General features: G+C 50.5%; 25 protein-coding genes. 12 read left to right on the forward strand and 13 right to left on the reverse strand.

From position 1 onward, the window contains the following. Positions 1 to 148 precede the first annotated feature (148 nt). The gene (locus ACU8YC_RS01585) at positions 149 to 871 is read left to right on the forward strand and encodes a response regulator transcription factor (RefSeq protein ID WP_151219495.1); all 723 of its coding nucleotides are present in this window, start codon (positions 149 to 151) and stop codon (positions 869 to 871) included. Next, positions 868 to 2358: a sensor histidine kinase gene (locus ACU8YC_RS01590; RefSeq protein WP_187252480.1), complete on the forward strand. Its 1491-nt coding sequence runs from the start codon at positions 868 to 870 to the stop codon at positions 2356 to 2358. The genes ACU8YC_RS01585 and ACU8YC_RS01590 overlap by 4 nt, the downstream gene beginning before the upstream one ends. Before the next feature lie 161 nt (positions 2359 to 2519). On the opposite strand, the gene ACU8YC_RS01595 is transcribed toward ACU8YC_RS01590, so the two are convergent. Next, a complete protein-coding gene (locus tag ACU8YC_RS01595) occupies positions 2520 to 3773 on the reverse strand; it encodes an MFS transporter (RefSeq protein WP_423390752.1) in 1254 nt (417 codons plus the stop codon). Positions 3774 to 3880: 107 nt separating this feature from the next. Here ACU8YC_RS01595 and ACU8YC_RS01600 point away from each other — a divergent pair, with 107 nt between their 5' ends. From ACU8YC_RS01600 to bioD, 3 genes are all read left to right on the forward strand, one after another. Further along, positions 3881 to 4789 carry a LysR family transcriptional regulator gene (locus ACU8YC_RS01600; protein ID WP_151219143.1) on the forward strand — a complete coding sequence of 303 codons (909 nt, stop codon included), beginning with the start codon at positions 3881 to 3883 and terminating at the stop codon, positions 4787 to 4789. Positions 4790 to 4907: 118 nt separating this feature from the next. Next, the gene (mlc, locus tag ACU8YC_RS01605; RefSeq protein WP_187259486.1) at positions 4908 to 6128 is read left to right on the forward strand and encodes a sugar metabolism global transcriptional regulator Mlc; all 1221 of its coding nucleotides are present in this window, start codon (positions 4908 to 4910) and stop codon (positions 6126 to 6128) included. A 125-nt stretch (positions 6129 to 6253) separates the two neighbouring features. Continuing rightward, the gene (gene bioD, locus ACU8YC_RS01610; protein WP_151219145.1) at positions 6254 to 6949 is read left to right on the forward strand and encodes a dethiobiotin synthase; all 696 of its coding nucleotides are present in this window, start codon (positions 6254 to 6256) and stop codon (positions 6947 to 6949) included. On the opposite strand, the gene clcB is transcribed toward bioD, so the two are convergent. From clcB to ACU8YC_RS01640, 6 genes are all read right to left on the reverse strand, one after another. Beyond that, positions 6905 to 8194, reverse strand: coding sequence for a voltage-gated ClC-type chloride channel ClcB (clcB, locus tag ACU8YC_RS01615; protein WP_151219146.1), 1290 nt, complete (start codon positions 8192 to 8194; stop codon positions 6905 to 6907). The genes bioD and clcB overlap by 45 nt on opposite strands. A 119-nt stretch (positions 8195 to 8313) precedes the next feature. Then, positions 8314 to 8928, reverse strand: a complete 615-nt coding sequence (dmsD, locus tag ACU8YC_RS01620; RefSeq protein WP_151219147.1) for a Tat proofreading chaperone DmsD — start codon at positions 8926 to 8928, stop codon at positions 8314 to 8316. Between the two features lie 42 nt (positions 8929 to 8970). Continuing rightward, positions 8971 to 9825, reverse strand: coding sequence for a dimethyl sulfoxide reductase anchor subunit family protein (locus ACU8YC_RS01625; protein WP_446894944.1), 855 nt, complete (start codon positions 9823 to 9825; stop codon positions 8971 to 8973). A gap of 1 nt (position 9826) precedes the next feature. Continuing rightward, positions 9827 to 10444, reverse strand: a complete 618-nt coding sequence (locus ACU8YC_RS01630; RefSeq protein WP_210905053.1) for a DMSO/selenate family reductase complex B subunit — start codon at positions 10442 to 10444, stop codon at positions 9827 to 9829. A 10-nt stretch (positions 10445 to 10454) separates the two neighbouring features. Next, positions 10455 to 12893, reverse strand: coding sequence for a selenate/tellurate reductase subunit YnfE (gene ynfE, locus ACU8YC_RS01635; protein WP_446894945.1), 2439 nt, complete (start codon positions 12891 to 12893; stop codon positions 10455 to 10457). A gap of 148 nt (positions 12894 to 13041) precedes the next feature. After that, positions 13042 to 13350, reverse strand: a complete 309-nt coding sequence (locus tag ACU8YC_RS01640; RefSeq protein ID WP_151219149.1) for a DUF1161 domain-containing protein — start codon at positions 13348 to 13350, stop codon at positions 13042 to 13044. A 102-nt stretch (positions 13351 to 13452) separates the two neighbouring features. On the opposite strand from ACU8YC_RS01640, the gene ACU8YC_RS01645 reads away from it, so the two are divergent. Then, positions 13453 to 14163 carry a YnfC family lipoprotein gene (locus ACU8YC_RS01645; protein WP_151219150.1) on the forward strand — a complete coding sequence of 237 codons (711 nt, stop codon included), beginning with the start codon at positions 13453 to 13455 and terminating at the stop codon, positions 14161 to 14163. A 7-nt stretch (positions 14164 to 14170) separates the two neighbouring features. Here the strand turns inward: ACU8YC_RS01645 and speG are convergent, their stop codons facing one another. Beyond that, positions 14171 to 14731 carry a spermidine N1-acetyltransferase gene (gene speG / locus ACU8YC_RS01650; RefSeq protein WP_151219151.1) on the reverse strand — a complete coding sequence of 187 codons (561 nt, stop codon included), beginning with the start codon at positions 14729 to 14731 and terminating at the stop codon, positions 14171 to 14173. Between the two features lie 35 nt (positions 14732 to 14766). Continuing rightward, positions 14767 to 15108 (reverse strand): DUF1283 family protein, encoded by a 342-nt coding sequence (locus ACU8YC_RS01655; RefSeq protein ID WP_151219152.1) that lies wholly within the window; start codon positions 15106 to 15108, stop codon positions 14767 to 14769. A gap of 153 nt (positions 15109 to 15261) precedes the next feature. On the opposite strand from ACU8YC_RS01655, the gene ACU8YC_RS01660 reads away from it, so the two are divergent. The 4 genes from ACU8YC_RS01660 (at position 15262) to ACU8YC_RS01675 (ending at position 19935) form a co-directional block, all read left to right on the forward strand. Next, a complete protein-coding gene (locus ACU8YC_RS01660) occupies positions 15262 to 15588 on the forward strand; it encodes a YnfA family protein (RefSeq protein ID WP_151219153.1) in 327 nt (108 codons plus the stop codon). Positions 15589 to 15695: 107 nt separating this feature from the next. Then, positions 15696 to 16910, forward strand: a complete 1215-nt coding sequence (rspA, locus tag ACU8YC_RS01665; RefSeq protein ID WP_151225436.1) for a starvation-sensing protein RspA — start codon at positions 15696 to 15698, stop codon at positions 16908 to 16910. A 60-nt stretch (positions 16911 to 16970) separates the two neighbouring features. After that, complete coding sequence (locus ACU8YC_RS01670; RefSeq protein ID WP_187252472.1) at positions 16971 to 18305, forward strand: MFS transporter; 1335 nt, start codon at positions 16971 to 16973, stop codon at positions 18303 to 18305. A 163-nt stretch (positions 18306 to 18468) separates the two neighbouring features. After that, entirely contained in the window at positions 18469 to 19935 is a 1467-nt protein-coding gene (locus ACU8YC_RS01675) for a mannitol dehydrogenase family protein (RefSeq protein ID WP_187252471.1), read from the forward strand. A 74-nt stretch (positions 19936 to 20009) separates the two neighbouring features. On the opposite strand, the gene ydfZ is transcribed toward ACU8YC_RS01675, so the two are convergent. The 3 genes from ydfZ to ydfG form a co-directional block, all read right to left on the reverse strand. Further along, on the reverse strand, positions 20010 to 20213 hold the full coding sequence (gene ydfZ / locus ACU8YC_RS01680) for a putative selenium delivery protein YdfZ (protein WP_003032393.1): 204 nt from the start codon (positions 20211 to 20213) through the stop codon (positions 20010 to 20012). Positions 20214 to 20403: 190 nt separating this feature from the next. Next, the gene (locus tag ACU8YC_RS01685) at positions 20404 to 21090 is read right to left on the reverse strand and encodes a GntR family transcriptional regulator (protein ID WP_151219157.1); all 687 of its coding nucleotides are present in this window, start codon (positions 21088 to 21090) and stop codon (positions 20404 to 20406) included. Between the two features lie 86 nt (positions 21091 to 21176). Next, positions 21177 to 21923, reverse strand: a complete 747-nt coding sequence (gene ydfG / locus ACU8YC_RS01690) for a bifunctional NADP-dependent 3-hydroxy acid dehydrogenase/3-hydroxypropionate dehydrogenase YdfG (RefSeq protein ID WP_151219158.1) — start codon at positions 21921 to 21923, stop codon at positions 21177 to 21179. Between the two features lie 137 nt (positions 21924 to 22060). Here ydfG and dcp point away from each other — a divergent pair, with 137 nt between their 5' ends. Beyond that, positions 22061 to 24106, forward strand: a complete 2046-nt coding sequence (dcp, locus tag ACU8YC_RS01695) for a peptidyl-dipeptidase Dcp (RefSeq protein ID WP_210905059.1) — start codon at positions 22061 to 22063, stop codon at positions 24104 to 24106. A 351-nt stretch (positions 24107 to 24457) separates the two neighbouring features. Here the strand turns inward: dcp and ACU8YC_RS01700 are convergent, their stop codons facing one another. After that, positions 24458 to 25114 carry a class I SAM-dependent methyltransferase gene (locus ACU8YC_RS01700; RefSeq protein ID WP_151219159.1) on the reverse strand — a complete coding sequence of 219 codons (657 nt, stop codon included), beginning with the start codon at positions 25112 to 25114 and terminating at the stop codon, positions 24458 to 24460. Between the two features lie 161 nt (positions 25115 to 25275). On the opposite strand from ACU8YC_RS01700, the gene ACU8YC_RS01705 reads away from it, so the two are divergent. Further along, positions 25276 to 26202 carry a diguanylate cyclase gene (locus ACU8YC_RS01705; protein ID WP_151219160.1) on the forward strand — a complete coding sequence of 309 codons (927 nt, stop codon included), beginning with the start codon at positions 25276 to 25278 and terminating at the stop codon, positions 26200 to 26202. Positions 26203 to 26332: the final 130 nt, after the last annotated feature.

Here is a 26332-nt window from a genome sequence, read left to right on the forward strand (position 1 = left end):
CGTTTCGCTTTGAATGCCTGACGTGTCTATATCGACATACTGGGCGCAGGGGTATCCCCTGATCCTCACGAAAAGTTAAAAATTTTGTGATAACTTCCGCCCCTTGCCTGAGGTAAGCTTTCAGTATGACGAGAGGGGGATGACACTGATGACTGGCGCAAAAAAGATATTTCTGGTGGAAGATGACAGTGATATTGCCTCACTTTTGCAACTGAGTCTGAAGGATGAGGGGTACGAAATTATACATGAAGCAAATGGTGCGCGTGCGCTTGAGCAACTCGAGAAGCACGTCTGGGATGCCGTTATCCTCGATTTGATGCTGCCAGGAGTGGACGGCTTGGAGATTTGTCGTCGCATTCGTCAAATGAGTTTCTATCTACCCGTCATCATTATCAGCGCCCGTACCAGTGAAACGCACCGTGTTCTGGGGCTGGAAATGGGCGCCGATGATTATTTAGCTAAACCTTTCTCCGTGCTGGAGTTAATGGCTCGGGTGAAGGCGTTATTTCGCCGTCAGGAGGCAATGAGTCAGAACCTGCGTATGGAGGCCGGGATTATCACCGTTCATGGCGTAGAGATTGATCCATTAGCCCGGGAGGTCCGCCTGCAAGGTAAAACCCTCGATTTGACGCCGCGGGAGTTCGATTTGCTCTATTTTTTCGCCCGTCATCCAGGAGAGGTTTTTTCGCGTCAGGCACTGTTAGATCAGGTGTGGGGCTACCAGCATGAAGGGTATGAACATACGGTGAACAGCCATATCAATCGTCTGCGGACCAAAATTGAAAAAGATGCGGCTGAGCCGGAAATTATTCTCACCGTTTGGGGAAGAGGCTATAAGCTTGCTGCGGTTAACGCGGAGCATCAGTCATGATTTATCGCCTGTCGCTGAGCCAGCGACTGACCCTGGTCTTTACCGCCATTATGCTGATTTGCGCGGTTGCCGTCAGCGCTGTTCAGATCCGCAGCAGTAAACAGTATGGTGATGCGATGGTGCAAAGGCTCTCGTTGGCGTTGGCGAGTAAGATTGTTGAAAGTGAGCCACTTATTGACTCCAGCGGGCAAGTTAATCGCCAGACCTTAAAAGGACTTTTCAATCACCTGATGACGCTCAATCCAAGCGTGGAGCTGTATCTGGTTTCACCGTCCGGTGAATTACTCGCTGATGCTGCCCCGCCTGGGCATCTGCAGCGACAGAAAATTAGCGTACAACCAATTAAAGCGTTCCTTAATTCGAACGAGTTGCCCGTATATGGCAACGATCCGCGCAGTAGTCAGCAAAAGGTTTTTAGCGCCGCGCCAGTGTTATTCAACGGTGAGCTGCACGGCTATTTGTACATCATTCTCCAGGGCGAAGACCTGAATATGCTGGCAAATAACGCCTGGCAAAAAACGCTTTGGAACACCGTGGCCGGGACGTTAATTCTGGTTTTATTCGCTGGTGCAATCGCGGGGTTCCTGGTGTGGCGATGGGTGACGAATCCGGTGAAAAGGCTGACCGGTCAGGTGGTCAAACTGGAACAGGACAGTATTAGCGTTATTAAACAGCTGGCACAAAAAAATCCTGATCCGGCACCGGCGAATGAGATTGCCTTACTGAACAACGCGTTTATCGAGTTAGCGCAGAAAATCGCACAGCAGTGGGATTTATTGGCTGACAGCGATCGTCAGCGCAGAGAATTTATTGCCAATATCTCACACGATTTACGCACGCCGCTCACATCGCTGCTGGGGTACCTGGAAATGCTGTCGCTGAAAGCGGATACGATGACGCCGGATGAAAACCGGCATTATCTGAGTATCGCGTTACGCCAGGGGCATAAGGTTCGTCATCTGTCGAAACAGTTGTTTGAGCTGGCGCGACTGGAGCATGGTGGTATAAAACCGCAGCGCGAGCGTTTTGCAATTGGCGAGCTTATCCAGGATGTGGCGCAGAAATTTGATCTCCCCGTTGCCACGCGTCATTTGCAGTTGCACCTTGAAGTAATGGGGCCGTTGCCATTGGTGAATGCCGATTTATCAATGATGGAAAGAGTGGTGACGAATTTGCTGGATAATGCTATCCGTCATACGCCTGACGGGGGCGATGTATGGTTGAAAGTCTGGTGTGATGCAGACCGCCTATTAGCGGAAGTGCAGGACAGCGGACCTGGGGTGGAGGACGCTGTACGAGAAGTCTTATTTCAGCGACCGACCGCGTTGATTCCCCGTGAGCAGCGGGCTGAACGTGGTGGTCTGGGCTTACTGATTGTGCGAAGAATGCTTGAGCTGCATGGGGGGGATATAAGCCTGGTTAATTCATCGGCAGGGGCCTGCTTCCGTTTTACGTTGCCGCTGGCGGATTCTCCACTGAGTAGCTGACGATGATATTCCTGAGTAAAGAGAGGCTATAACACTTCCTGGCATTGATGCCGATTATGCTGCATATAGTGATGAATTGAACGGTTATTACTCTGCAAATGGCGGCTCAGATGTTACTGTCAGGTTCATGAAGATGATGCCCGGAGGCCGGGCATCGAGGATTACACGTGCAGACGATGGTGTAAACGAGAGCCGACCAGCAACGCCAGCATCAGCATCAGGGCGATAAATCCGCCTACGCCGTTCCAGCCATAGCTGTGCCAGAATACACCGCCCAGCGTGCCAGCAATGCTGGATCCCAGATAATAACTGAACAGATATAAGGAAGAGGCCTGGCCTTTAGCGCGTTTTGCCCGTGGCCCAATCCAACTGCTTGCCACGGAGTGCGCGGCAAAGAATCCGGCTGAAAAGAGCAGCATCCCGGCGAAAATTAGCCATAGCGATGTAAAAAGGGTCATCAACAGCCCAACCAGCATCACGCCGGTTGAAAACAACATTACCGGGCCGCGTCCGTAGCGGGTGGTCATCGAACCTGCTTTCGGCGAACTCCAGGTCCCGGTCAAATACGCCACTGACAGCAGGCCGACAACAGCCTGGCTGAGTTCCCACGGGGAGAGCATCAGACGGTAGCCGATGTAGTTAAACAACGTCACAAAAGATCCCATTAACAAGAAACCTTCGGCGAACAGCAGCGGCAACCCTCTGTCGCGCCAGTGCAAACGAAAGTTAATAAATAACGTCTTCGGGCGCAGCGACGTCGGTCTGAAATGACGAGATTCCGGCAAGATTTTCCAGAACATCAGCGCGGAGGCAAGGGCAAAACACCCGATCGCCGCCAACGCGATACGCCAGTTAAAGAAGTCGGTAAACACGCCGCTGATCAAACGACCACTCATACCACCAATCGAGTTACCGCTGATATATAAACCCATTGAAAAGGCGACGAAGCTGGGATGAATTTCCTCACTCAGGTAGGTCATACCCACTGCCGCCACGCCGCTCAGCGAAAGGCCTATCAGTGCGCGCATGATTAAAATACCGTGCCAGCTGGTCATCATCGTGGAAAGCAACGTACAGCAGGACGCAAGCAGGAGTGCCGTTACCATTACCGGCTTGCGACCTATCGCATCAGAAAGTGGGCCGGTAAACAATAAACCAATGGCGAGCATCGCCGTTGAGATGGAAAGCGAAATACTGCTGCTGGCGGGAGAGACCCCAAACTCGTGTGAGAGCACGGGCAGAATGGGTTGCACACAATAGAGGAGAGCAAAAGTTGCCAGTCCGGCAGAAAACAGCGCCAGCGTGACGCGCATAAATGGGGATGTGCCACGTTTGATAAAACCATCCGGCGTGGTAACTCTCTGTGCATCAACATCGCTTGCCGGCGCGGTATCGACAGTTGTTGTACGGCTCACTTGAAATCCTTGCTCAATCAATTACCTCTACAGGTCTGGCCTTAAGAGTATGAAACTCACAATATTCTGTCTAATATATTAATAATCTCAAATAATATTTTAAAAATATGAATATCGAATTGCGTCATTTACGTTACTTTGTGGCGGTTGCCGAAGAACTGCATTTTGGTCGAGCTGCGGCTCGACTGAATATTTCGCAACCGCCACTCAGCCAGCAAATCCAGATCCTGGAACAGCAGGTCGGTGCCCGACTTCTGGCGCGCACTAACCGTAGCGTGGCGCTGACGTCTGCCGGCAAGCAGTTTCTGGCGGACAGCCGACAGATCCTTAGTCTGGTTAATGAAGCTGCTGCCAGGGCTGAGCGTTTGCATCTGGGAGAAGCAGGGGAGTTGCGTATCGGCTTTACATCATCGGCGCCGTTTATCAAAGCAGTTTCTGATACGTTATCCCTGTTCCGCCAGAGCTACCCTGCAGTCCATATGCAAACCCGGGAAATGAATACGCGCGAGCAAATTGCCCCGCTTAACGAAGGAACGTTGGATTTAGGACTATTACGCAACACGCATCTTCCGGAAACGCTGGAGCGTGAAATTATTCTGCATGAGCCCTTGATGGCGATGATCCCGCGCGCGCATCCGCTGGCGCAAAAGCCGGTAGTTACGCTGGCAGAGCTGGCCAACGAACCCTTTGTCTTTTTTGATCCACACGTGGGGACGGGGTTGTATGACGATATTCTTGGTTTGATGCGTCGCTATGGACTGAAGCCTACTATCGCTCAGGAGGTTGGTGAGGCGATGACTATCATTGGGCTGGTGGCTGCAGGATTAGGTGTTTCCATTCTTCCCGCGTCCTTTAAACGGGTGCAATTGAATGAAATGTGTTGGCTCCCGATAGCGGAAGAAGATGCCGTCTCAGAAATGTGGTTAGTGTGGCCTAAGCATCATGAACAAAGTCACGCCGCACAGCGCTTTCGCGAGCAACTGCTGGCGGTTGTTCATACGATTAATTTAGTTTAAAAATGGGCGAAAATGTGCAGTAAATCACACGGCTAAGTAAAAATTTGACGGGAGCCATTGAAGTGCTTCACCATAGTCTACAGATTATTTCGGAGCGCGAAAATAAAGGGAGTAAGTGGTGGTTGCTGATAGTCAGCCTGGGCATATCGATCAAATTAAGCAGACCAATGCGGGCGCGGTTTATCGCCTGATTGATCAGCTGGGTCCGGTATCGCGTATTGATCTCTCTCGCCTGGCACAATTGGCGCCTGCCAGCATTACTAAAATTGTCCGCGAAATGCTCGAGGCGCACCTGGTACAAGAGCTGGAAATCAAGGAGGCGGGAAGCCGTGGGCGTCCGGCCGTTGGGCTGGTTGTTGAAACGGAAGCCTGGCACTACTTATCTATTCGTATCAGTCGCGGAGAGATTTTTTTGGCGTTGCGCGATCTGAGCAGCAAGCTGGTGGTTGAAGATTGTCTTGAGATGGCGCTGGTCAGTGAAACCCCGTTGTTGGAACGTGTTATTACCCAGGTCGATCAGTTTTTCATCCGCCACCAGCAAAAGCTGGAGCGCTTAACCTCCATCGCCATCACCTTACCCGGTATTATTGATACTGAAAACGGTATCGTCCATCGCATGCCGTTTTACGAAGATGTCAAAGAGATGCCGCTTGGGCAGGCTCTTGAAAATCATACTGGTGTACCGGTGTATATTCAGCACGATATCAGCGCCTGGACCATGGCCGAGGCACTTTTTGGTGCATCGCGTGGCGCGCGCGATGTCATTCAGGTGGTGATCGATCATAACGTGGGTGCAGGGGTGATCACCGACGGTCATTTACTGCATGCTGGCAGCAGTAGTCTGGTTGAAATTGGGCATACGCAGGTGGATCCCTATGGTAAACGCTGCTATTGCGGCAACCATGGTTGCCTGGAAACGATTGCCAGCGTCGACAGCGTGCTGGAACTCGCACAGGTGCGATTGAAACAGTCAATGAGTTCTTCTCTACACGGGCAACCGTTAACGGTAGACGCACTGTGTCTGGCGGCCATACAGGGAGATTTGTTGGCGAAGGATATCATTAGCGGCGTCGGAACCCATGTAGGCAGAATTCTTGCCATCATGGTGAATTTGTTCAACCCGCAAAAGATATTGATTGGTTCTCCGTTCAGCAAAGCGGCGGATATTTTGTTTCCCACTATTGCTGACAGCATCCGTCAGCAGGCGCTTCCGGCCTACAGTCAGCATATTGTCGTCGAAAGTACGCAGTTCACCAATCAAGGAACGATGGCCGGTGCGGCGCTCGTTAAGGACGCGATGTATAACGGTTCTTTGTTGATTCGTCTATTACAGGGTTAACATTTTTTAACTGTTGTACGAAAAATTGCGCTATCTCAAGCCGATTCTTATCGCCATACCTTAGACTTTCTCCACTGTTTTATTTTCCTGATTTATATTTTCAAAGCATAACGGTGGAGTTAGTGATGCTGAAGCGTTTCTTTATTACAGGTACAGACACTTCTGTTGGGAAGACCGTGGTTTCCCGCGCATTACTACAAGCGTTAGCGTCAGGAGGTAAAAGTGTTGTGGGTTACAAGCCCGTAGCCAAAGGAAGCAAAGAGACGCCTGAAGGCCTGCGCAACAAAGACGCGCTGGTGCTACAAAGCGTGTCGACAATCGAGCTGCCCTACGAGGCGGTCAACCCGATTGCACTCAGTGAAGACGAAAGTAGCGTAGCGCATAGTGGGCCGGTCAATTACACCCTGCTCTCTAACGGCCTCGCAAGCCTCAGTGAAAAAGTCGATCACGTTGTCGTGGAAGGCACAGGAGGCTGGCGGAGCCTGATGAACGATCTGCGTCCGTTATCTGAGTGGGTGGTACAGGAACAATTGCCGGTGTTGCTGGTGGTAGGTATCCAGGAAGGCTGTATTAATCATGCCATCCTTACTGCGCAGGCGATTGCCAGCGACGGACTGCCGTTAATCGGCTGGGTCGCGAACCGTATCAATCCAGGGCTGGCGCATTATGCGGAAATCATTGATGTGCTGAGCAAAAAATTACCCGCACCGCTTATCGGCGAACTGCCTTATCTGCCTCGCGCAGAGCAGCGCGAGCTGTCTCAGTTCATCCGCCTGTCAATGCTCGGCAGCGTGTTGTCGGTAGATCGAGTCGTGGCGTAACGTTCGCGATAGCACCGACGCCACCACACAGGCAATCAGCAACCCGGGGAGCAGACGGTACTCCCCGGTCATTTCACAAACCATCAGTGTCGACATTATTGGCGCATGTGTAGTTGCTGCCAGCAGCGTGGCCATACCCGTTAATCCCAGCAAAATAGCAATCTCATCCGGCCCCGGTAACCACAATCCCCACATCCGTCCCAGTAGCATGCCCACCGACAGACCGACAAACAGCGTTGGCGTAAACACACCGCCTGGCGCGCCGGAACCACTGCTGGCTAATACTGCCAGTATTTTGCAGATAAAGATCCCGCTCACCACGGCAAGTAACGGAGGGGCGGTCAAATATGACTGCACTACGCTGTAGCCATTGCCCCAGACCGCAGGCGTGAGCAGCGACAGCAGGCCAACGATCAGTCCGCCGAGTGCCAGTTGCCACGGAGGGGAGAGTTTTAAGCGCAAAAAACCATTATGGCTGGCGGTCATCAACCACATAAACAGCGGCCCGCAAACGCCGGCTGCCAGACCGGTACTGACGATCATGACATATTCCAGCACATGTAGCTCGCGCGTGAATCGTACGGCATACAGGAGCGCATTGCTATCGCTCAGTACATTGGTGGTGAGCAAGGCCACGACGGCAGACACCACCACTGGTCCCAGTGATGCGAGGATCAGCGTGCCAAACAATACTTCAGCAATAAATAAACTGCCCGCCAGTGGAGCATGGTACGCTCCAGCCATACCGGCAGCGGCTCCACAGGCAATCCATAACTTCCATTCCGTACGCGGGGTGAAGCGTTTAGCAAAGCAGGAGGCCGCCAGCGCCGCCAGTAAAATCATGGCGCCTTCGCGCCCGATGGCGCTCCCGCTGGCGACAACCAGTAATGAGGCGAGTGATTTAACCAGGCTTGCACTGACGTCAAATTGACCGTCGGTTTGCAGGGCTTCCATATAATCGGTAGGGGCCTGTGGGCGTAAACGGTTAAACTTTTGCCATCCCCAAAGCAGTAAACCTGCCGCCAGACCACCTAATGCAGGCGTCAGCGCACGTCTTAGAGGCGAAAGACTTGTTGCCGCATTGACCAGACTCCCGGTGTCGTTGCTCAGGAACAACCATTCAAGCAAGAACATGGCATGACGAAATCCTGCAACGGCTAACGCGGCAAGAATACCAATCAGCGCTGCAATCATCAGACGGCGGAACATGGCGCGCAGATCAGGATAAGCATGTAAATGGTGCATGAGTGTCCAGAAAGGAAGTTGCAGACGCTTCATTTTGCGGTTATTTGGCAACAGAAGCAAAAGCTTAGCGTGCGCAACAGGATGTCCCACAGGCAGGATGCATTCTGCCTGTGAGGAAATTAGCGAAACAGAGGTTTTTTGGCTATCGGGATCAGTAACTGCGATTGCCATTTAGCCAGTGTCAGACGGGCCAGCTCACCGAGCGCCTGATAGAACGGGTGGTCGGCTTTGTCGATAAATACGTCAAGGAAGCGGGATGACCACGGGAACAAATGCCACGCCAGCAACTGCTCGCATTCGGTATGGCGTTCGTTCTCAGCAAGCCAGGCCGTAAGCAACAGCAACGAACCAAAGTGATCTTCCGGCTCATTTTGCTGCATGGCGAACTGGATGCCGTTTTCCCGCATCCATTGGCGTAATGCCAGCGTGGAATCGCCAAACAACACGTTTTCACGATCCAGCCAGACGGATCCCCAGGGCGGAGAAGGTAGTGCATACGGACCGACAAACAGACGCTGCCAGGCTTGCGGCAGAGGCTCATCGGCCTCGACTTGCAGTTTTTCTGCCAGCGGAGAAAGCGTTGCCTGATCAAGCGGCCACTGGACCTGCCAGCCTTCGGTTCTTAACGCATTGACTAATGCAGAGGTTTCTGCGCTTTCAGGTGCATAATAAAATAGCGCACCCAGCACACGCGCTGCGGTAGAGAAGTTGTCACGTTGTGAAAAATGGGTCATGCATACAATCCTGAACAGTGCGGGTTGCCCCGCACCCGAGAGTTAACCTGCGACAGCCATTCCGACTGTCATATGTAATCCGTAAAACAAACCGCGGCCAATGATTTCACCGGCGAGGACTGAAACCAGGCCCAACGCCAGTACGCCAACGGACGGTTCTTTGCGACGGACAAGCGGACATATCCAGCACCCCAGACCCGCAGCCAGCAGGAGGATACGCCAGACCTGTAAACTTGCGTAGTCGGGCACCAGCGCGCTGGCGTTTTGTACCGAACTGTGGATCTCACCGAGCGCCAGTCCCTGCAGAACGATAACCGCCACGGTCACCAGCAGGGCCAGAACGCTTACGCCGGCGAATCTGGCAGGGCTACAGGAAACACCTGCAGCCCGCAGCAGCAGGGTGGCAAACAGCGGCCCGCTGAGCAGCATCGTCATAAAAAATGCCAGCGTCGTATAGCCATTATACCAGGTCGGGACGGTGTCTATCAGATAGACGCGGGTCATCGCCAGCACAAATACCAGACCCAGCACCATGCCTGCCAGCAGCCAGATTTTACCTAAAGCTGCAGGCATTTTACCGAGAAACGCCACCAGCCACCACAGGCCACCGACGGCGAAAAACAGCGACCCGCTGGCGATTTCGTTACTCAGCGCCGATGCGCCGACTCTGTTCAGCGAGTTAAAGGCGCGCAGCGGCGAACCCAGATGCATCACCGAGGCGAGAAAGGCGATGCCCATCACCAGCCACAGAAAAAACATGTTGCGCACGATACGCTGTTTTACCGCATCGTCTTTAGCGGTCAGCCAGCCGTAACCACTCACCAGCAGCGCCCCGGCCACGCACTGGCCGAGCACCGTAAACAGAACCAGCGGCCATTCATGCCATCCATTACCCATGTCACACCTCCTTCGGGTTGGCCAGATAACCCGTGGTGTCCCCGGTCGGGCGGCTATTGGCGTTGGGTTTGATTACAATACTCGGTTTGGTGAAGTGCGGGCCCGGCAGCGGAGCAACCGCCGCCAGCTCACCGTGTTTTTTGCGCAGCTCATCAATGGGACCAAAGTCCAGCGCGCGCAGCGGACAGGATTCGACACAGACGGGCTTTTTGCCGTCGGCGACGCGATCGTGGCAGCCGTCGCACTTGGTCATATGCCCTTTGGCGGCATTGTACTGTGGTGCGCCGTACGGGCAGGCCATGTGGCAGTAACGACAGCCAATACACACGTCTTCATCCACCACCACAAAACCATCTTCACGTTTATGCATAGCCCCGCTGGGGCAAACCTTGGTGCAGGCCGGATCTTCGCAGTGGTTACAGGCAATGGAGAGGTAGTAGGCGAAAACGTTCTGTCGCCAGACGCCGTTGTCTTCCTGCCAGTCTCCCCCGGCGTATTCATAAATCCGGCGGAAACTGACGTCGGGCGTGAGATCCTTGTAGTCTTTGCAGGCCAGTTCGCAGGTTTTGCAGCCGGTGCAACGACTGGAATCAATAAAAAATCCATACTGAGTTGTCATGGGTTAGTCCTTAAACCTTCTCGATCTCGACCAGGTTAGTGTGCTGTGGATTGCCTTTTGCCAACGGCGACGGACGCTGAGTTGTCAGCGTGTTGACGCAGGCGCCGTGATCAATTTTATCGCCAGCCATATCGGCATCATGCCATGCGCCCTGGCCCATTGCGCTTACGCCGGGTAGGATTCGTGGCGTTACTTTTGCCGGGATACGTACTTCACCGCGATCGTTAAAGACTCGAACCATATCGCCATTTGCAATGCCTCGTTTTTGGGCATCGACGGGGTTGATCCACACTTCCTGACGGCAAGATGTCTGGAGAACATCGATATTGCCGTAGCTGGAGTGCGTACGGGATTTGTAGTGGAAACCAAACAGCTGGAGCGGAAATGAACTGCGTTTCGGATCATCCCACCCTTCAAAGGTGGACGCGTAAATGGGAAGCGGACTGATCACTTCATCCTTTTGCAGTTCCCAGGTGTTGGCAATTTTCGCCAGTCGGCTGGAATATATTTCAATCTTTCCGGACGGTGTTTTGAGCGGATTGGCCTGTGGATCGTCGCGGAATTTTTTATAGGCGACAAAGTGGTCATTAGGATCTTTACGTTTATAGATCCCCATTTTTTTAAGCGCGTCATAAGAAGGGAGGGCAGGATCTTTGGCCAGCATTTTGGCATACAGATACTGGAGCCACTGTTCCTGAGTACGGCCTTCGGTAAAACGTTGATAGACATCATCTCCAAGACGTTTTGCCACTTCACTCATGATCCAGTAGATCGGTTTGCGCTCGAACTTAGGTGAGGTTGCTGGCTGAATGAAAATGAGGTATCCCATATTGCCCGCATAGTCGTTAGGAATGATGTCTTCCTGCTCCACAGTCATTAAATCAGGCAGCAGGATATCGGCATATTTGGCCGAGGATGTCATGAAGTTCTCAATGACCACTATCATTTCGCACTTTGTATCGTCCTGCAGGATAGCATGCGTTTTATTGATATCTGAGTGCTGATTGGTGATGGTGTTTCCCGCATAGTTCCAGATAAATTTAATCGGCACATCGAGCTTTTCTTTCCCACGCACGCCATCGCGGGTAGCGGTCATTTCCGGACCCCGGGCGATGGCGTCAGTCCAGCTAAAGCAGGATATCTGGGTCTTAATGGGATTATCTGGCAGCGGCATACGCTCAATTGTGATGGTATAGGTTGATTCTCGTGCACCGCTATTGCCGCCATTGATGCCGACGTTGCCAGTCAGGATAGGCAACATCGCGATCGCGCGTGAGGTCAGTTCGCCGTTAGCCTGACGTTGCGGCCCCCAACCCTGACAAATATATGCCGGTTTCGTGCTGCCGATTTCCCGAGCCAGTTTGATAATGCGATCGGCTGGGATTCCGGTGACTTGGGATGCCCATTGGGGGGTTTTGGCGATGCCGTCATCGCCATCCCCCAGAATATAAGCTTTGTAATGTCCGTTTGCTGGCGCATCGGAGGGCAGGGTTTTCTCATCATAACCGACGCAGTATTTGTCAAGGAACGGCTGGTCGATAAGATTTTCGTTAATCATAACCCAGGCAAGTCCCGCTACGAGTGCGGCATCGGTTCCCGGTCGGATAGGGATCCACTCATCTTCGCGACCCGCTGCGGTATCGGTATAGCGCGGATCGATGACGATCATCCGGGCATTAGAGCGTTCCCGGGCCTGTTCAAGGAAGTACGTTATTCCGCCGCCGCTCATGCGCGTTTCGGCAGGGTTGTTGCCGAACATTACCACCAGTTTGGTGTTTTCGATGTCGGACGTGCTGTTGCCGTCATTTGAGCCGTAGGTATAGGGCATTGCCGCCGCGATTTGGGCGGTGCTGTAAGTACCATAATGGCTCAGAAATCCGCCATAGCAGTTCATCAGGCGAGCGACCAGCGAGGCATAAGGAGAGGAGCGCGTAATGTTGCCGCCTACAATGCCTGAGGTGTAGTTAATATAAACAGCTTCATTACCGTATTTCTCCACGGTATTTTTTAAACTGTCACTGATGGTATCCAGCGCTTCCTGCCAGGTTATACGTTCGAATTTTCCCTCACCGCGTTTTCCCACCCGCTTCATTGGGTAATTCAGGCGATCCGGATGATTGATCCGTCGGCGGATTGATCGTCCACGCAAACAGGCACGAACCTGATGCTGACCATAAATATCGTCTCCGGTTGTATCGGATTCCACCCATACAACCTCGTCATCTTTGACATGGAGTTGCAGGGCACAACGACTACCGCAGTTCACGGAACACGCGCCCCAAACCACTTTTTCTTCAGCTGGTTGAATAGCTTGTTGTACCGCAGCGGCGGCGGTGCGTATTCCGAAAGGTAATGACAGCCCGCCAGCGGCAAGCGCCAGCGAACCGATAGCCGTGGATTTCACTAACGCCCTGCGGCTGATGCCTCCATATTGCTCAGTTTCAGACATAACTCACTCCATTATTGTTATCGTTATATAATAATTTCTATAACGCAATTAATAGCATGCTAATAATAGAGAGAGTTTACCCACTTGTAGGTAGAGCATATTAATGCATATCAAACTGGAGTGACCCTCCGCGCACGGAGGGCGTGATTTATTGCGGTTCGGCGGCGTGTCCGTCTTGAGAAGATGTGCTATTCGCGGGGGCGTTGCCACTGTTAGTCCGGGTATAGAGAATTTTGTGCGTATCGTTTGCACAATGTCCGACTACCAGTGAGTCAGGCTGATCTGCCTGATCGTTGGGGACAATATTCAGCGTGAAGCTGGATTCAGCCACACCATTATTGATGATACGCTGTTCGATATCGCTTTTTACGCGTTCACATGACGCCGGGGCAGCCAGAACCTGCGGGGAAGCGACTACCAATATGATCGCGGCAATTCCTGGTATGTTTTTCATCATCAGCTCCTTTATGATCAACTTAAACTAAGATTAGCATTTCTGGTGTAAATAACTGTATTTGCTAATATGATTGAGAATTATCTTCTTATCCCGGTGAAAAATGTGAAGAAACAGACCTTGTTAGGTTTCCTGTGCCTCTTGCTGGTTGGGTGTGATAACGCCAAAGGGCTGATTTCCTTTACGCCGGAAATGGCCAGTTTTTCAAATGAATTTGATTTCGACCCGCTGCGCGGACCGGTGAAAGATTTCAGCCAGACGTTGCTCAATGACAAAGGTGAGGTTACTAAACGCGTTGTTGGTACGCTCTCACAGGAAGGGTGCTTCGATACGCTTGAATTGCACGATATTGAAAATAATAGCGGCATGGCGCTGGTCCTGGATGCTAACTATTACCGGGATGCCGAAACGCTGGAAAAAAGGATCCGCTTACAGGGTAAATGTCAGTTGGCAGAGCTGCCTGCTGCGGGTGTGGTTTGGGATACCGATGATAACGGTTTTGTCGTTTCCGCTACGGGCAAAGAGATGAAAGTGCAATATCGCTATGATGCGGAAGGCTACCCGCTGGGTAAAACAACCGTCAATAACGATAACACCTTGCAAGTTGATGCCAAACCCTCGGTTGATCCGTTGAAGAAGCTGGATTACACCGCGGTGAGTCTGCTTAACAATCGTCCTGTAGGCAACGTCAAACAAACGTGCAAGTACGATGACTATGCTAATCCGGTCAACTGCCAGCTTGTTATCGTTGACGAGAGCGTGAAGCCGGCAGTTGAACACCATTACTCAATTGAAAACACCATCGAGTACTATTAGTCAGTCTTTACTGAGCGGTAGGTTGCAGCAAATTAGGACCTGACGTTTTATGTTCTGCCAGATACTGCTGCTGGAAGATACACATGCGGATAGTGTTGCGGTATTGTCCGTTGATAAAGAATTCATGAATTAGTTCGCCTTCGACCATAAAGCCGAGTTTACGGTAGATGTGGATAGCTTTTTCGTTCTCTTTATCAACGATCAGATACAGCTTATACAAATTGAGTACGGTAAAGCCGTAATCCATCGCCAGTTTAGCCGCACGCGTTGCCAGACCTTTACCCTGATAATCAGGGGAGATAATGATCTGGAATTCCGCCCGGCGGTGCACATGGTTAATTTCAACCAGTTCTACCAGCCCGGCTTTTTCACCGTTGCATTCCACAACAAAGCGACGTTCGCTTTGGTCGTGGATATGCTTGTCATAAAGATCTGACAGCTCAACAAACGCTTCGTAAGGTTCTTCAAACCAGTAACGCATTACGCTGGCGTTGTTATCAAGCTGATGGACGAATCGTAAATCTTCACGCTCCAGCGGGCGCAACTTAACACTGAGGGCGCTAGTCATATCGTATCCTTTCAATATCCTTCAAAGTGCAATGTTTATGGGGCAACGGTGCGGCCTGTGCGGCGGTCAAGGCAGCGCAGGGTGTTGGGTTCCCAGTACGCATTAATATTAGCGCTCTGTTCGCACTTATCACGGCTATCGAAGGCGGCGTCGGTTTTGTCCCACTCTTTCTCTACACGTTTATTGACTTTCTGGCGTAGCTGACGCGTATCGTTCCATTGTTCCTTTTCCATTGCAGCCTGTTGACGACTCTGCGCACTGTCCCCGGACTCAATGACCAGTTTACTGGTTTCAGCAAATGCGGAAGAGGTGTACACAGCCGCCGCCAGCGTCAGCATAGCCGTCAGGCACAGGCGTTTGGTCAGTGTAATATTCATGGCGAATTCCTTTTATGGGAAAGGGGATAAATCGTAAAACAGGGTTAAATTCTACACTATTACGTTTCGTGGGCATACCCACTCAGCGGATATGGATACGCTGATGATATTCTGTCGTATCATGGTTAAACCGAAGGTAACTGAATAACATCAATGCTTAAGACCACATTGCTTTTCTTCGTCACCGCGCTATGCGAAATCATTGGCTGCTTTTTACCCTGGCTCTGGCTTAAGCGAGGGGCTACGGCCTGGCTGCTGATCCCCGCAGGGGGGGCACTGGCATTATTCGTCTGGTTTCTGACGCTGCACCCGGCAGCAAGCGGGCGTGTCTATGCAGCCTATGGCGGGGTTTACGTGGTAACCGCGCTGCTATGGCTACGCATCGTCGACGGCGTAAAACTCAGCCTGTACGACTGGTCGGGGGCGCTTGTGGCGTTGTGCGGCATGCTGATCATTGTGGCTGGATGGGGGCGCGCATAGCGCCTTTTTTGTGATCAAGAAGCGCTTTTTCGATCGTTATACTTGTATGGTAGTAGCTCAGTTGGGTAAATTTCATGCATCTCAAGAACAGATGTAAGGAACAAGAAATGAAGATTGTCGGGGCTGAAGTTTTTGTCACCTGTCCGGGGCGTAATTTCGTGACGTTAAAAATTACGACAGAAGATGGGATCACCGGGCTGGGTGATGCCACATTAAACGGACGCGAGTTATCCGTAGCGTCCTACCTGAAAGATCATGTGTGCCCGCAGTTGATTGGTCGCGACGCGCATCGAATTGAGGACATCTGGCAGTTTTTCTACAAAGGTGCGTACTGGCGTCGTGGTCCAGTCACCATGTCGGCGATTTCCGCAGTGGATATGGCATTGTGGGATATCAAAGCGAAAGCGGCCAATATGCCGTTGTACCAGCTACTCGGCGGCGCGTCGCGTGAAGGGGTCATGGTTTATTGTCACACCACAGGCCATACCGTCGATGAGGTACTGGAAGATTATGCGCGTCATAAAGAGATGGGCTTTAAAGCGATTCGTGTGCAGTGCGGCGTACCTGGCATGAAAACCACTTACGGGATGTCGAAAGGTAAAGGACTGGCCTATGAACCCGCGACCAAAGGGCAATGGCCGGAAGAACAGTTATGGTCAACGGAGAAATATCTCGATTTCACGCCAAAACTGTTTGAAGCGGTGCGCGATAAATTCGGCTTCAACGAACATCTTCTGCACGACATGCATCACCGTCTGACGCCAATTGAAGCGGCCCGTTTTGGCAAAAGCATTGAGCAGTATCGTTTGTTTTGGATGGAAGATCCAACCCCAGCTGAAAACCAGGAGTGCTTCCGCCTGATCCGCCAGCATACGGTCACGCCGATTGCGGTCGGGGAAGTGTTTAATAGCATCTGGGACTGCAAACAGCTTATCGAAGAACAATTGATCGACTACATCCGCACTACCATCACCCATGCGGGGGGGATCACCGGTATGCGTCGGATTGCCGATTTTGCTTCGCTGTATCAGGTTCGCACAGGCTCGCATGGACCTTCCGATCTTTCACCCGTGTGCATGGCCGCCGCGTTGCACTTTGATCTGTGGGTGCCTAACTTCGGTGTACAGGAATATATGGGGTATTCGGAACAGATGCTGGAAGTGTTCCCGCATAACTGGACCTTTGATAACGGCTACATGCATCCGGGAGACAAACCGGGACTTGGGATCGAGTTTGACGAAAAACTGGCGGCGAAATATCCGTATGACCCTGCATATTTGCCTGTAGCCCGCCTGGAAGATGGCACGCTGTGGAACTGGTAAATATAAATTTTACGTACGAAATATGTTGATTAACCCAATACCCTACAGAAGGTTAAACTTATGGTTAGTTCAGTCGATATTAAAAATGACGTAGATAATAAGCCCATTATCCGCCGAGTCGCTTCAGCATCCGCAATTGGTACTGCTGCTGAGTATTATGATTTTTTTGCATATGGGACAGCAGCTGTACTCTTTTTTGGTCATCTATTTTTCCCAAGCGATGATCCGTTAATTAGTACACTCGCCGCTTTTGCAACGTATGCTGTTGGTTTTCTTGCAAGGCCATTAGGAGGAATTGTCTTTGGACATATTGGCGATAAAGTAGGGCGCAAAAAAGCACTAGTAATTACGATATTAATCGTTGGCTTGGGGACATTCTGTATTGGGTTATTACCTACATATGAAAAAATAGGTGTATGGGCACCCGCTTTACTTATTTTCATTCGTGTATTACAAGGATTTGGTGTCGGAGGTGAACAGGCCGGTGCAGTACTGATGACTGCTGAATACTCTGAACCTAAGCATCGCGGATTTTTCTCTAGTTGGGTTCAAATCGGTGCTCCGGTTGGCTTCCTTCTACCTTTGGCACTCTTTGCGTTGTTAAATGCCACACTTTCTCCAGAGGCAATGATGGATTATGGATGGCGTATACCGTTCCTGTTGAGCCTGCTACTGGTTATTGTTGGACTGTTTATCCGCTTAAAAATTGATGAGTCACCAGTCTTTGCTCAGATTAGGGAGACAAAAGCAGAGGAATCACGCCCATTAGTCGAAGTGATTCGTGATTTTCCAGGTATTGTTGTTAAGGGTGTGTGCGCTAAGCTTATAGAAGCTTGCACATTTGCTATGTTTACTGTGATTGTCCTTGCTTACGGTAAAGCAAATAATCTTGATGCAAATATCTTGATGGAGACAATGATTGTTGCAGTAATTATAGAAATAATAGCAATACCATTGATGGGCTCGCTATGCGATAAGATTGGACGCAAACCAGTCTATATTATCGGAGCGTTGTTACAGGTAGTTATGATTATACCTTTCTTCCTTGCGATTAATCAGGATAGTTTTTGGCTTACGCAAATAGTAATGATCCTGGTACTGAGTATTGGACATAGTATGTGCTATGCACCTCAGGCTTCTTATTTTCCTGAGCTTTTCCCTACCCATATTCGTTGTAGCGGAATAGCATTAATTTGGCAGTTGGGATCGTTAATAGGCAGTGGGATTCTTGGCTTAGTGGCAGTAAAAATTCTACAGGTAACCGGTGGACATTATTATGGACTCGCAACCTATGTGATTGTACTTGGCGTCATCTCAGTCATTGGATTGCTAATGATGCCTGAAACCGCGCCACAGAGACTAAAACGTGAATACCAGCAGTGGCAGAAACATTAATACCTTTGGCGGCAGTGTGCCGCCATATTCACCATTTAAGATGACATATAACTTAGTGATTGATGTCATACCAATCGAGAAAAGCTTAATGCAAGTCAAAACATACAACCCTACAGGCGTTACTCTGAAACAGTCCTGAGTTCATAAATAAATAGGCCATACCATGCAAAACAAGCTCCTGGCAGCGAAGGCTGCGCTTCCCGACTACGATCGTACAAAACTGGTTCCGCGTATTGTTCATCTGGGATTTGGCGCGTTTCATCGCGCACATCAGGGTGTTTACGCTGACATTCTGGCTGCAGAGCACGACAGTGACTGGGGCTATTGTGAAGTGAACCTGATTGGCGGTGAGCAGCAAATTGCCGATCTGAAACAGCAAGATAACCTGTATACCGTTGCGGAAATGTCAGCGGATGCCTGGACTGCAAGAGTCGTGGGCGTGGTGAAAAAAGCGCTGCATGCACAGGTTGATGGTCTGGAAAGCGTACTGGCTGCGATGTGTGAACCGCAGGTCGCGATCGTTTCCCTGACCATAACGGAGAAAGGATACTGCCATTCTCCGGCGACCGGTCAACTGATGTTCGACAATCCAATGATTGCCGCCGATCTGCAAAACCCAAAACAGCCAAAAACTGCGCCAGGCGTAGTGGTTGAGGCTTTGGCACGTCGCAAAGCGGCAGGTTTAGGCGCCTTTACCGTGATGTCTTGCGACAACATGCCAGAAAACGGTCACGTAATGCGCAATGTTGTCACAGCGTATGCGAGGGCGGTGAATGAAGAACTGGCGGCGTGGATCGAGCAACATGTGACGTTCCCGTCGACTATGGTTGACCGGATTGTCCCGGCGGTTACCCCAGAGACGCTGGACAAAATTGAACACATCACTGGCGTACGCGACCCGGCAGGCGTGGCATGTGAGCCATTCCGTCAGTGGGTCATCGAAGATAACTTTGTCGCTGGTCGCCCTGAGTGGGAGAAAGCAGGAGCGGAGCTGGTGGCAGATGTCATCCCATTTGAAGAAATGAAGCTGCGCATGCTCAACGGCAGCCACTCTTTTCTGGCTTATCTTGGTTATCTGGGAGGATATCAGCACATTAACGACTGCATGGGCGATGAAAATTATCGTCTTGCCGCTCGCGCGCTAATGTTGCAGGAGCAAGCGCCTACGTTAAAAGTTAAAGGTGTGGATCTACAGCACTATGCCGATCTGTTAATTGAGCGCTACAGCAACCCGGCACTGCGTCATCGAACCTGGCAGATCGCTATGGACGGCAGTCAAAAATTGCCTCAGCGTATGCTTGATTCCGTTCGTTGGCACATTGTAAACGGCAGTCACTTTGATCTACTGGCGCTGGGTGTGGCTGGCTGGATGCGCTACGTCGGCGGTGTTGATGAGCAGGGCCAGGCGATTGAAATTAGCGATCCGTTGTTGCCAGTGATCCAGAATGCGGTGCGTAGTAGTAACGAGGGCGAAGATCGTGTTCGGGCGCTGCTGGCGATCGATGCTATTTTTGGTCGTGAACTGCCGCAGGTCGAATTGTTCAAAAACAAGGTTACACAAGCATATCTTGCTTTAGTGGCTGAAGGGGCAAAGACAACAGTTGCGAAGTATGTTGCAAAACTGAAGTAACGAAAAGCATCGATTTAGCTCGCCATCTGGCTGTAAACGGGCCAGATGGCGCATTGTTTTGGCATTCACACCAATTAGTTCATGCCCAAACGAATCAGTTCGAGGGGGGCATATTTACCTTCACACCCTTCGATTTCCACTGTTTTACCGCGACGAATTTGCTCAGCGGTCAGGCCATCGGTATCTATCGCTGTAATGCGGCCTGTGAGTCCGGTGTCGCTAATCATGACGCGGCTGCCAGTGGTGATTGCGTTACGGTTACGATCGTATGTTTTCATGGTGTTTTCTCCTTTCCAACTTACCGTCAAAGCCCGTGGGCTTTTAGTCCCACGTAACGGGCGCAATATAAATACGCTTCTCGTTAATGATTTTTTTGTTTTCGATCAAAATCACAGCTTTTTTTATGCAGATGTGCAGGAGAGTGGGGGATGCAGAATAAACTCACCTCTGCGCGAGGTGAGCGTAATATTAATCTTCGCTGAACCAGTCGCTATTTTCCTGACGAATAAGCTGAACGGACTCACCTATTTCCTGAAGATGTAGCATCATTGCGCGCTCAACGGCATCGCCATCATGCTTCTCAAGTGCGGCAAAGATGTCGTGATGCTGGCGCAGCAGCATTTCTGGCGGAGAGATATGATCCAGACTCATATAGCGAACGCGGTCAATCGTGGCCTTTATATTTTCGACGGTATCCCAGGCGAGCTGACACTCGGCGATTAAAGCCAGTTTCTGATGAAATTCGTCATCGAGCTGAAAGAAATCATTAATTTGTTTTCGGTCAATCGCAATACGTTGCTGATGCAGATTCTGTTCGAGCTGATAGCTCTGTTTATCGGTGATCAATGCTGCGGCGCGGCGAACTACGGCACATTCAATTGCCTGGCGTACAAAACAGCCATTTTGTACTTGCGACAGCGAAATTTTGTTCACGTAACTGCCACGCTGCGGGCGAATTTGAATCAGGCCGTTTTCTGCCAGTTTGATGAATGCTTCTCGTACCGGCTGGCGGGACACATTAAAGCGTACGGAAACCTCTTTCTCCGACAACGGTGTACCGGGTGCAATCAGACAGTGCACGATATCGCGACGAAGAATACGGTAGATCTGTTGATTTACCGGCTGTGTAGGGTTGAGCTGCGTTTCTTCGGTCATTCATTATTACTTTTTAGAGAGTTAACCCAGAGATCTTATCACTTATTTCAGGCTATCTATACCCGGCACAAGGCCGGGCAGTGAAATTAGCTCCGATGAATACTCAGTCCTGCAAATGACTGAGTGACAGGCATCATTTCAAGGGTGTTAATGTTGACATGAGCAGGTAAGGACGCCACCCACCATACCGCTTCTGTGACATCTTGCGGGGTCAGCGCGGTCGTATTTTCGTAAGCTTTTTCAGCTTTGGCGTCATCGCCTTTGAAACGCACATTCGAGAATTCCGTACCGCCAACCAGGCCTGGCTCAATGTCGGTAACGCGAATCGCGGTGCCGTGTAAGTCAGTACGTAAATTCAGGCTAAACTGGCGAACAAACGCTTTGGTCGCGCCGTACACGTTACCACCAGCGTATGGCCAACTGCCCGCGGTAGAACCGATATTGATAATGTGACCGCGGTTACGCTCAACCATGCCTGGCAAAACGGCACGGGTCATATAAACCAGACCTTTATTATTGGTGTCGATCATATTTTCCCAGTCTTCAATGCTGGCCTTATGGGCTGGCTCAAGACCCAGCGCCAGACCCGCGTTGTTGACCAGTACATCAATATTGCGCCACTCAGCAGGTAGGGCGTCGAGCATCCCTTCTATTGATGCACGATTACGTACGTCCAGCTGTGCGGTATAGAGGCGGTCACCCAGCTCGTCTTTGAGCTCCTGCAGGCGCTCCTGGCGGCGTCCGGTGGCAATAACTTTATGCCCATTCTCAATAAAACGACGCGTAATGCACTCACCAAAACCTGCGGTTGCTCCGGTTACTAAAACGATCATCTCACTGTTCCTCAACGCTTTTTATGTAGCACTACCATAGCACGTCATTTCCGTTCAGAGCTATTCCTGCTTAACGCGATTGCGGTAGATTACAGGGAAGTCTACTCTGGTAAACAAATCGTTTTCAGGAGTGAAAGATGTCGTTAACGAATCCTTTTTTACACCACAGCACATTGCCGTATCAGGCGCCGCAATTTGATCTGATAGACGTGCAGCATTATCGTCCTGCGTTCGAGGAAGGCGTGCGGCAAAAACGCGCAGAGATCGAAGTGATTGTGCAAAACCCACAGATCCCTGATTTTGCAAATACTTTGCTGGCACTTGAACAAAGCGGCGCGCTGCTCACACGCGTGACCAACGTTTTCTTCGCGATGACGGCGGCTCACACTAATGATGAAATACAGCGCCTCGACGAAATGTTTTCCGCAGAGCTTGCCGCGCTGGCCAACGACATTTACCTCAATGACGCGCTTTTTGCGCGCGTCGAAGCCGTATGGCAACGGCGCAGTACGTCAGGTCTGGATAGCGAGTCATTACGCCTGTTGGAGGTCGTCCACCAGCGTTTTGTACTGGCTGGTGCCCGTCTGAATGAGGCGGATAAAGCCAGCCTGAAAGCGCTCAACACGGAATCCGCCACCCTGACCAGTCAGTTTAATCAACGGCTGTTGGCAGCGAACAAGTCCGGTGCTTTGGTGGTGGACGATGTCCGGCATCTGGACGGGTTCAGCGCTGACGAAATTACCGTTGCCGCCGAAGCAGCAAGGGAAAAAGGGCTTGAAGCGCATTGGGTTATTCCGCTCCTAAACACGACTCAGCAACCGGCGCTTGCGATGTTACGCGATCGCCAGACCCGTGAAAACCTGTTCACCCGCGCATGGACACGGGCCGAAAATAATGACGCCAACGACACGCGGGCGATCATTCAGCGGCTGGTTGATATTCGGATGCAGCAGGCAAAACTCCTCGGTTTTGCCAATTACGCCGCCTGGAAAATTGCCGATCAAATGGCAAAAACGCCGGAAGCGGCACTAAATTTCATGCGGGCGATTGTTCCTGCCGCGCGAGCGCGGGCGTTGGATGAGCAGGCTGAAATCCAGAAGGTTATCTCTAAAGAAAACGGGCAATTTAGCCCAGAGGCCTGGGACTGGTCATTCTATGCCGAACAGGTCCGCCGTGAGAAATATGCGCTTGATGAGCTGCAGCTCAAACCTTATTTTGCTCTGGATACGGTGCTGAACGAGGGGGTTTTCTGGACGGCTAATCAACTGTTTGGCATCAAGTTTATCGAGCGTTTCGACATTCCGGTTTATCACCCCGATGTACGGGTATGGGAAATATTCGATCATGATGGCGTAGGACTGGCGTTATTTTATGGTGATTTCTTTGCCCGGGAATCAAAAAGCGGCGGTGCCTGGATGGGCAATTTTGTTGAGCAATCGCGGCTAAACGAAACCAGACCGGTGATTTACAACGTCTGCAACTATCAGAAACCCGCTCAGGGCCAACCCGCCTTGCTGCTGTGGGATGATGTTATTACGTTATTTCATGAGTTTGGACATACGTTGCACGGCCTTTTCGCCACTCAGCGTTATGCCACGCTCTCAGGGACTAACACTCCGCGTGATTTTGTCGAGTTTCCATCGCAGATTAACGAACACTGGGCGAGTCATCCGCAGGTCTTTGCCCGTTTTGCGCGTCATGTTGATACCGGGGAGCAAATGCCACCGGTATTACGGGATAAAATGCAACAGGCCAGCTTGTTTAACAAAGGTTACGACATGACTGAACTGCTCAGCGCCGCATTGCTGGATATGCGCTGGCACTCCCTGGATGTGAGTGACTCATCTCGCTCGGTCGATCAATTTGAACAGCAGGCACTGGCGGCGGAAGATTTGGACCTTAAAGCCGTGCCACCGCGTTATCGCAGCAGTTACTTTGCCCATATCTTCGGCGGGGGTTATGCCGCAGGTTATTACGCCTATTTGTGGACGCAAATGCTGGCCGATGACGGCTATCAGTGGTTTGTGGAGCAGGGCGGATTAACGCGTGAAAATGGGCAGAAATTCCGCGAAGCGATTTTATCTTGCGGGAACAGTAGTGATTTAGCTGAGCTTTATCGCCAGTGGAGCGGGCGCGATCCACGAATGGCTCCAATGCTGGAACATCGTGGTTTGAGCGCGTAGGATTTGTTCAGATAGTGAGAGTAACCGGGTGTAATGCCCGGTATTTGCGTATTTAAATATCTGATTCTGAAAAGCCATCAGCGAACGTTGCCTGGCGTCATGAATAATTTTATCTTCCCAATGGTGGTGAATCCCCCTGAGCGGTGGGGCGTCCAGCCATACCTCCTTTGCCTGGTATGCAACGCGAAACTAACCGGCTGGGGCTGTTTCACCGGGAGGCACCCGGCACCACAGGTATAATAAATGTTATCAACATTATCCACCCCATTAGCCTGTCATGAATGACAGGCTTTTTTTATTGTCTTTCCCTAATGGTAATGCTCCAGGCTGTCAGTTAATAATGTCAGGGCGCTATTTTTTACCTGATGCTGAAAATATCGCTACAGTACCGGTTACTTGCGTATTAACATGTTCAAAATGCGCTGACAGAATCTGTTTCAGTCCCTCTTCAGAATCATTAGCGTTTGAGAAAATACCTTTCTTATTGTAGATGCTCATGAGTTTATTTCCGAAAGTGTTGTGTATAACACCATCGCCAAGAATAGTTGCGCCATACAGCGTACCCGTGTCTGTTAAAGCCCGTGCGGCATTTGCTATCACACTGGCTTTCGCTGATATATTGCCAGGCAAGCAGTGCAGGAGATAAAACATGGAAATGGAATCGAACTCATTGTGCAAATCCGTAGGGTAAGATTCGAACACGTCATGCTTAATTTTGCGCTGAATTTTCGCTTCCCCGATTCTTGATGCAGCAGCGTCCAGACTGGCTTCATTCAAATCCATTAGCGATATTACACAGCCGTCAGGAGCGTGATAGGGGTAAAATCCGGTTCCAACGCCAATATCCAGATGTGTTTTACTCATATGCTGGAGAAAATGGGGAAGAAGGTGTTCCCTGGTCGGACACTTCCAGGCATATTGATTTGATACTCCTAGCACCCACCAGTCATAAAGTTTTAGCGTCATTGGTGTGTAAATTTTAGCGCCATCGTCAGTCATTTTATTCATTAGTTTCTATCTGTTATTGTTTTGGCTGGGAATTAAATCAATAATCGCGATAAATGGCAAGTGCTATGACACCATTGATTTCTATAACTAAATTTACATAAATTTTCTTTTTTATGGTTAAAATCCCGGTTCAAAGTGTTCATTCAGGGAAGGAAACCGTGATGATGAAAAACACAGCGGAAATAGATGCAATCATAAATGAGTTGAACAACTCAATTGATGCCCACTACAAATGGCTGGTAAAAATGTTCCGCTGCGCTGTGTCCTCAGATGTTACTCATCCCGATATTACGGGTGACAACGCTCATTTTGTTTGTCGATTTGGAAAATGGATAAATGATCAATCGCTGAACAATGAGGATGATAGTAGTTATGTGAGCAAGATTTATTCTGTTCATGAAAAAATGCATGTAATAGGAAAGGAGTTGCTATTGGCAATAGTGGAGAATCGTAGCCATACATGGCATTTCGACAGCTTCCAGGACGCGCTATTGGCATTTACGTCTGCTGTAATGGACTACAAGATATATTTATTGAACATCCGCAGTAATATCGATGTATTAACGGGTTTACCCGGGAGAAGAATGCTTGATGAGTCATTTGATCAACAACTACTCGACGCCGAACCGCTAAATCTTTATATATTGTTATTGGATATCGACCGTTTTAAACACGTTAATGATACTTATGGTCACCTGGTGGGGGATGTAGTGTTGCGTGCTATGGCCTCAAATTTGTTGGCATGGACGCGATATGACGAGGTAGCGTACCGCTACGGCGGTGAAGAGTTTATCATCATCATCCGGACTAAAACTGACGAACAGGTCTGCCTGGCGGGATTGCGGCTTTGTCAGCTTATTGGCCAGAAAAAAATACCCTATGCTGATGGCGAAATTGGTATAACGGTAACGGCTGGAATAACCCGGGTTCAACAGGGTGAAACGCTGGATACCGCACTGGATCGCGCTGACAGAGCGATGTATCAAGGGAAGCAGAACGGCAGGAATCGCTGTATGTTTATGGATGAATACGAGCGGATCACTCAGGTTGACACTAATCGTGTGATCTCATACCCCCTTAGCGCATGAGATTTGCGAACACCGTTTCGAAGTAGTTACGTTTCGTTTAGCTTTCATTGGGGTTGCCAGTGATAGGTTAGCTGACTATCCGTTATCTTCGCAGGGAATTGCCAGATAGCGTATAAAAGCAAAACACAAA

The sequence above is a fragment of the Citrobacter sp. VF227 genome (genome assembly GCF_052950715.1).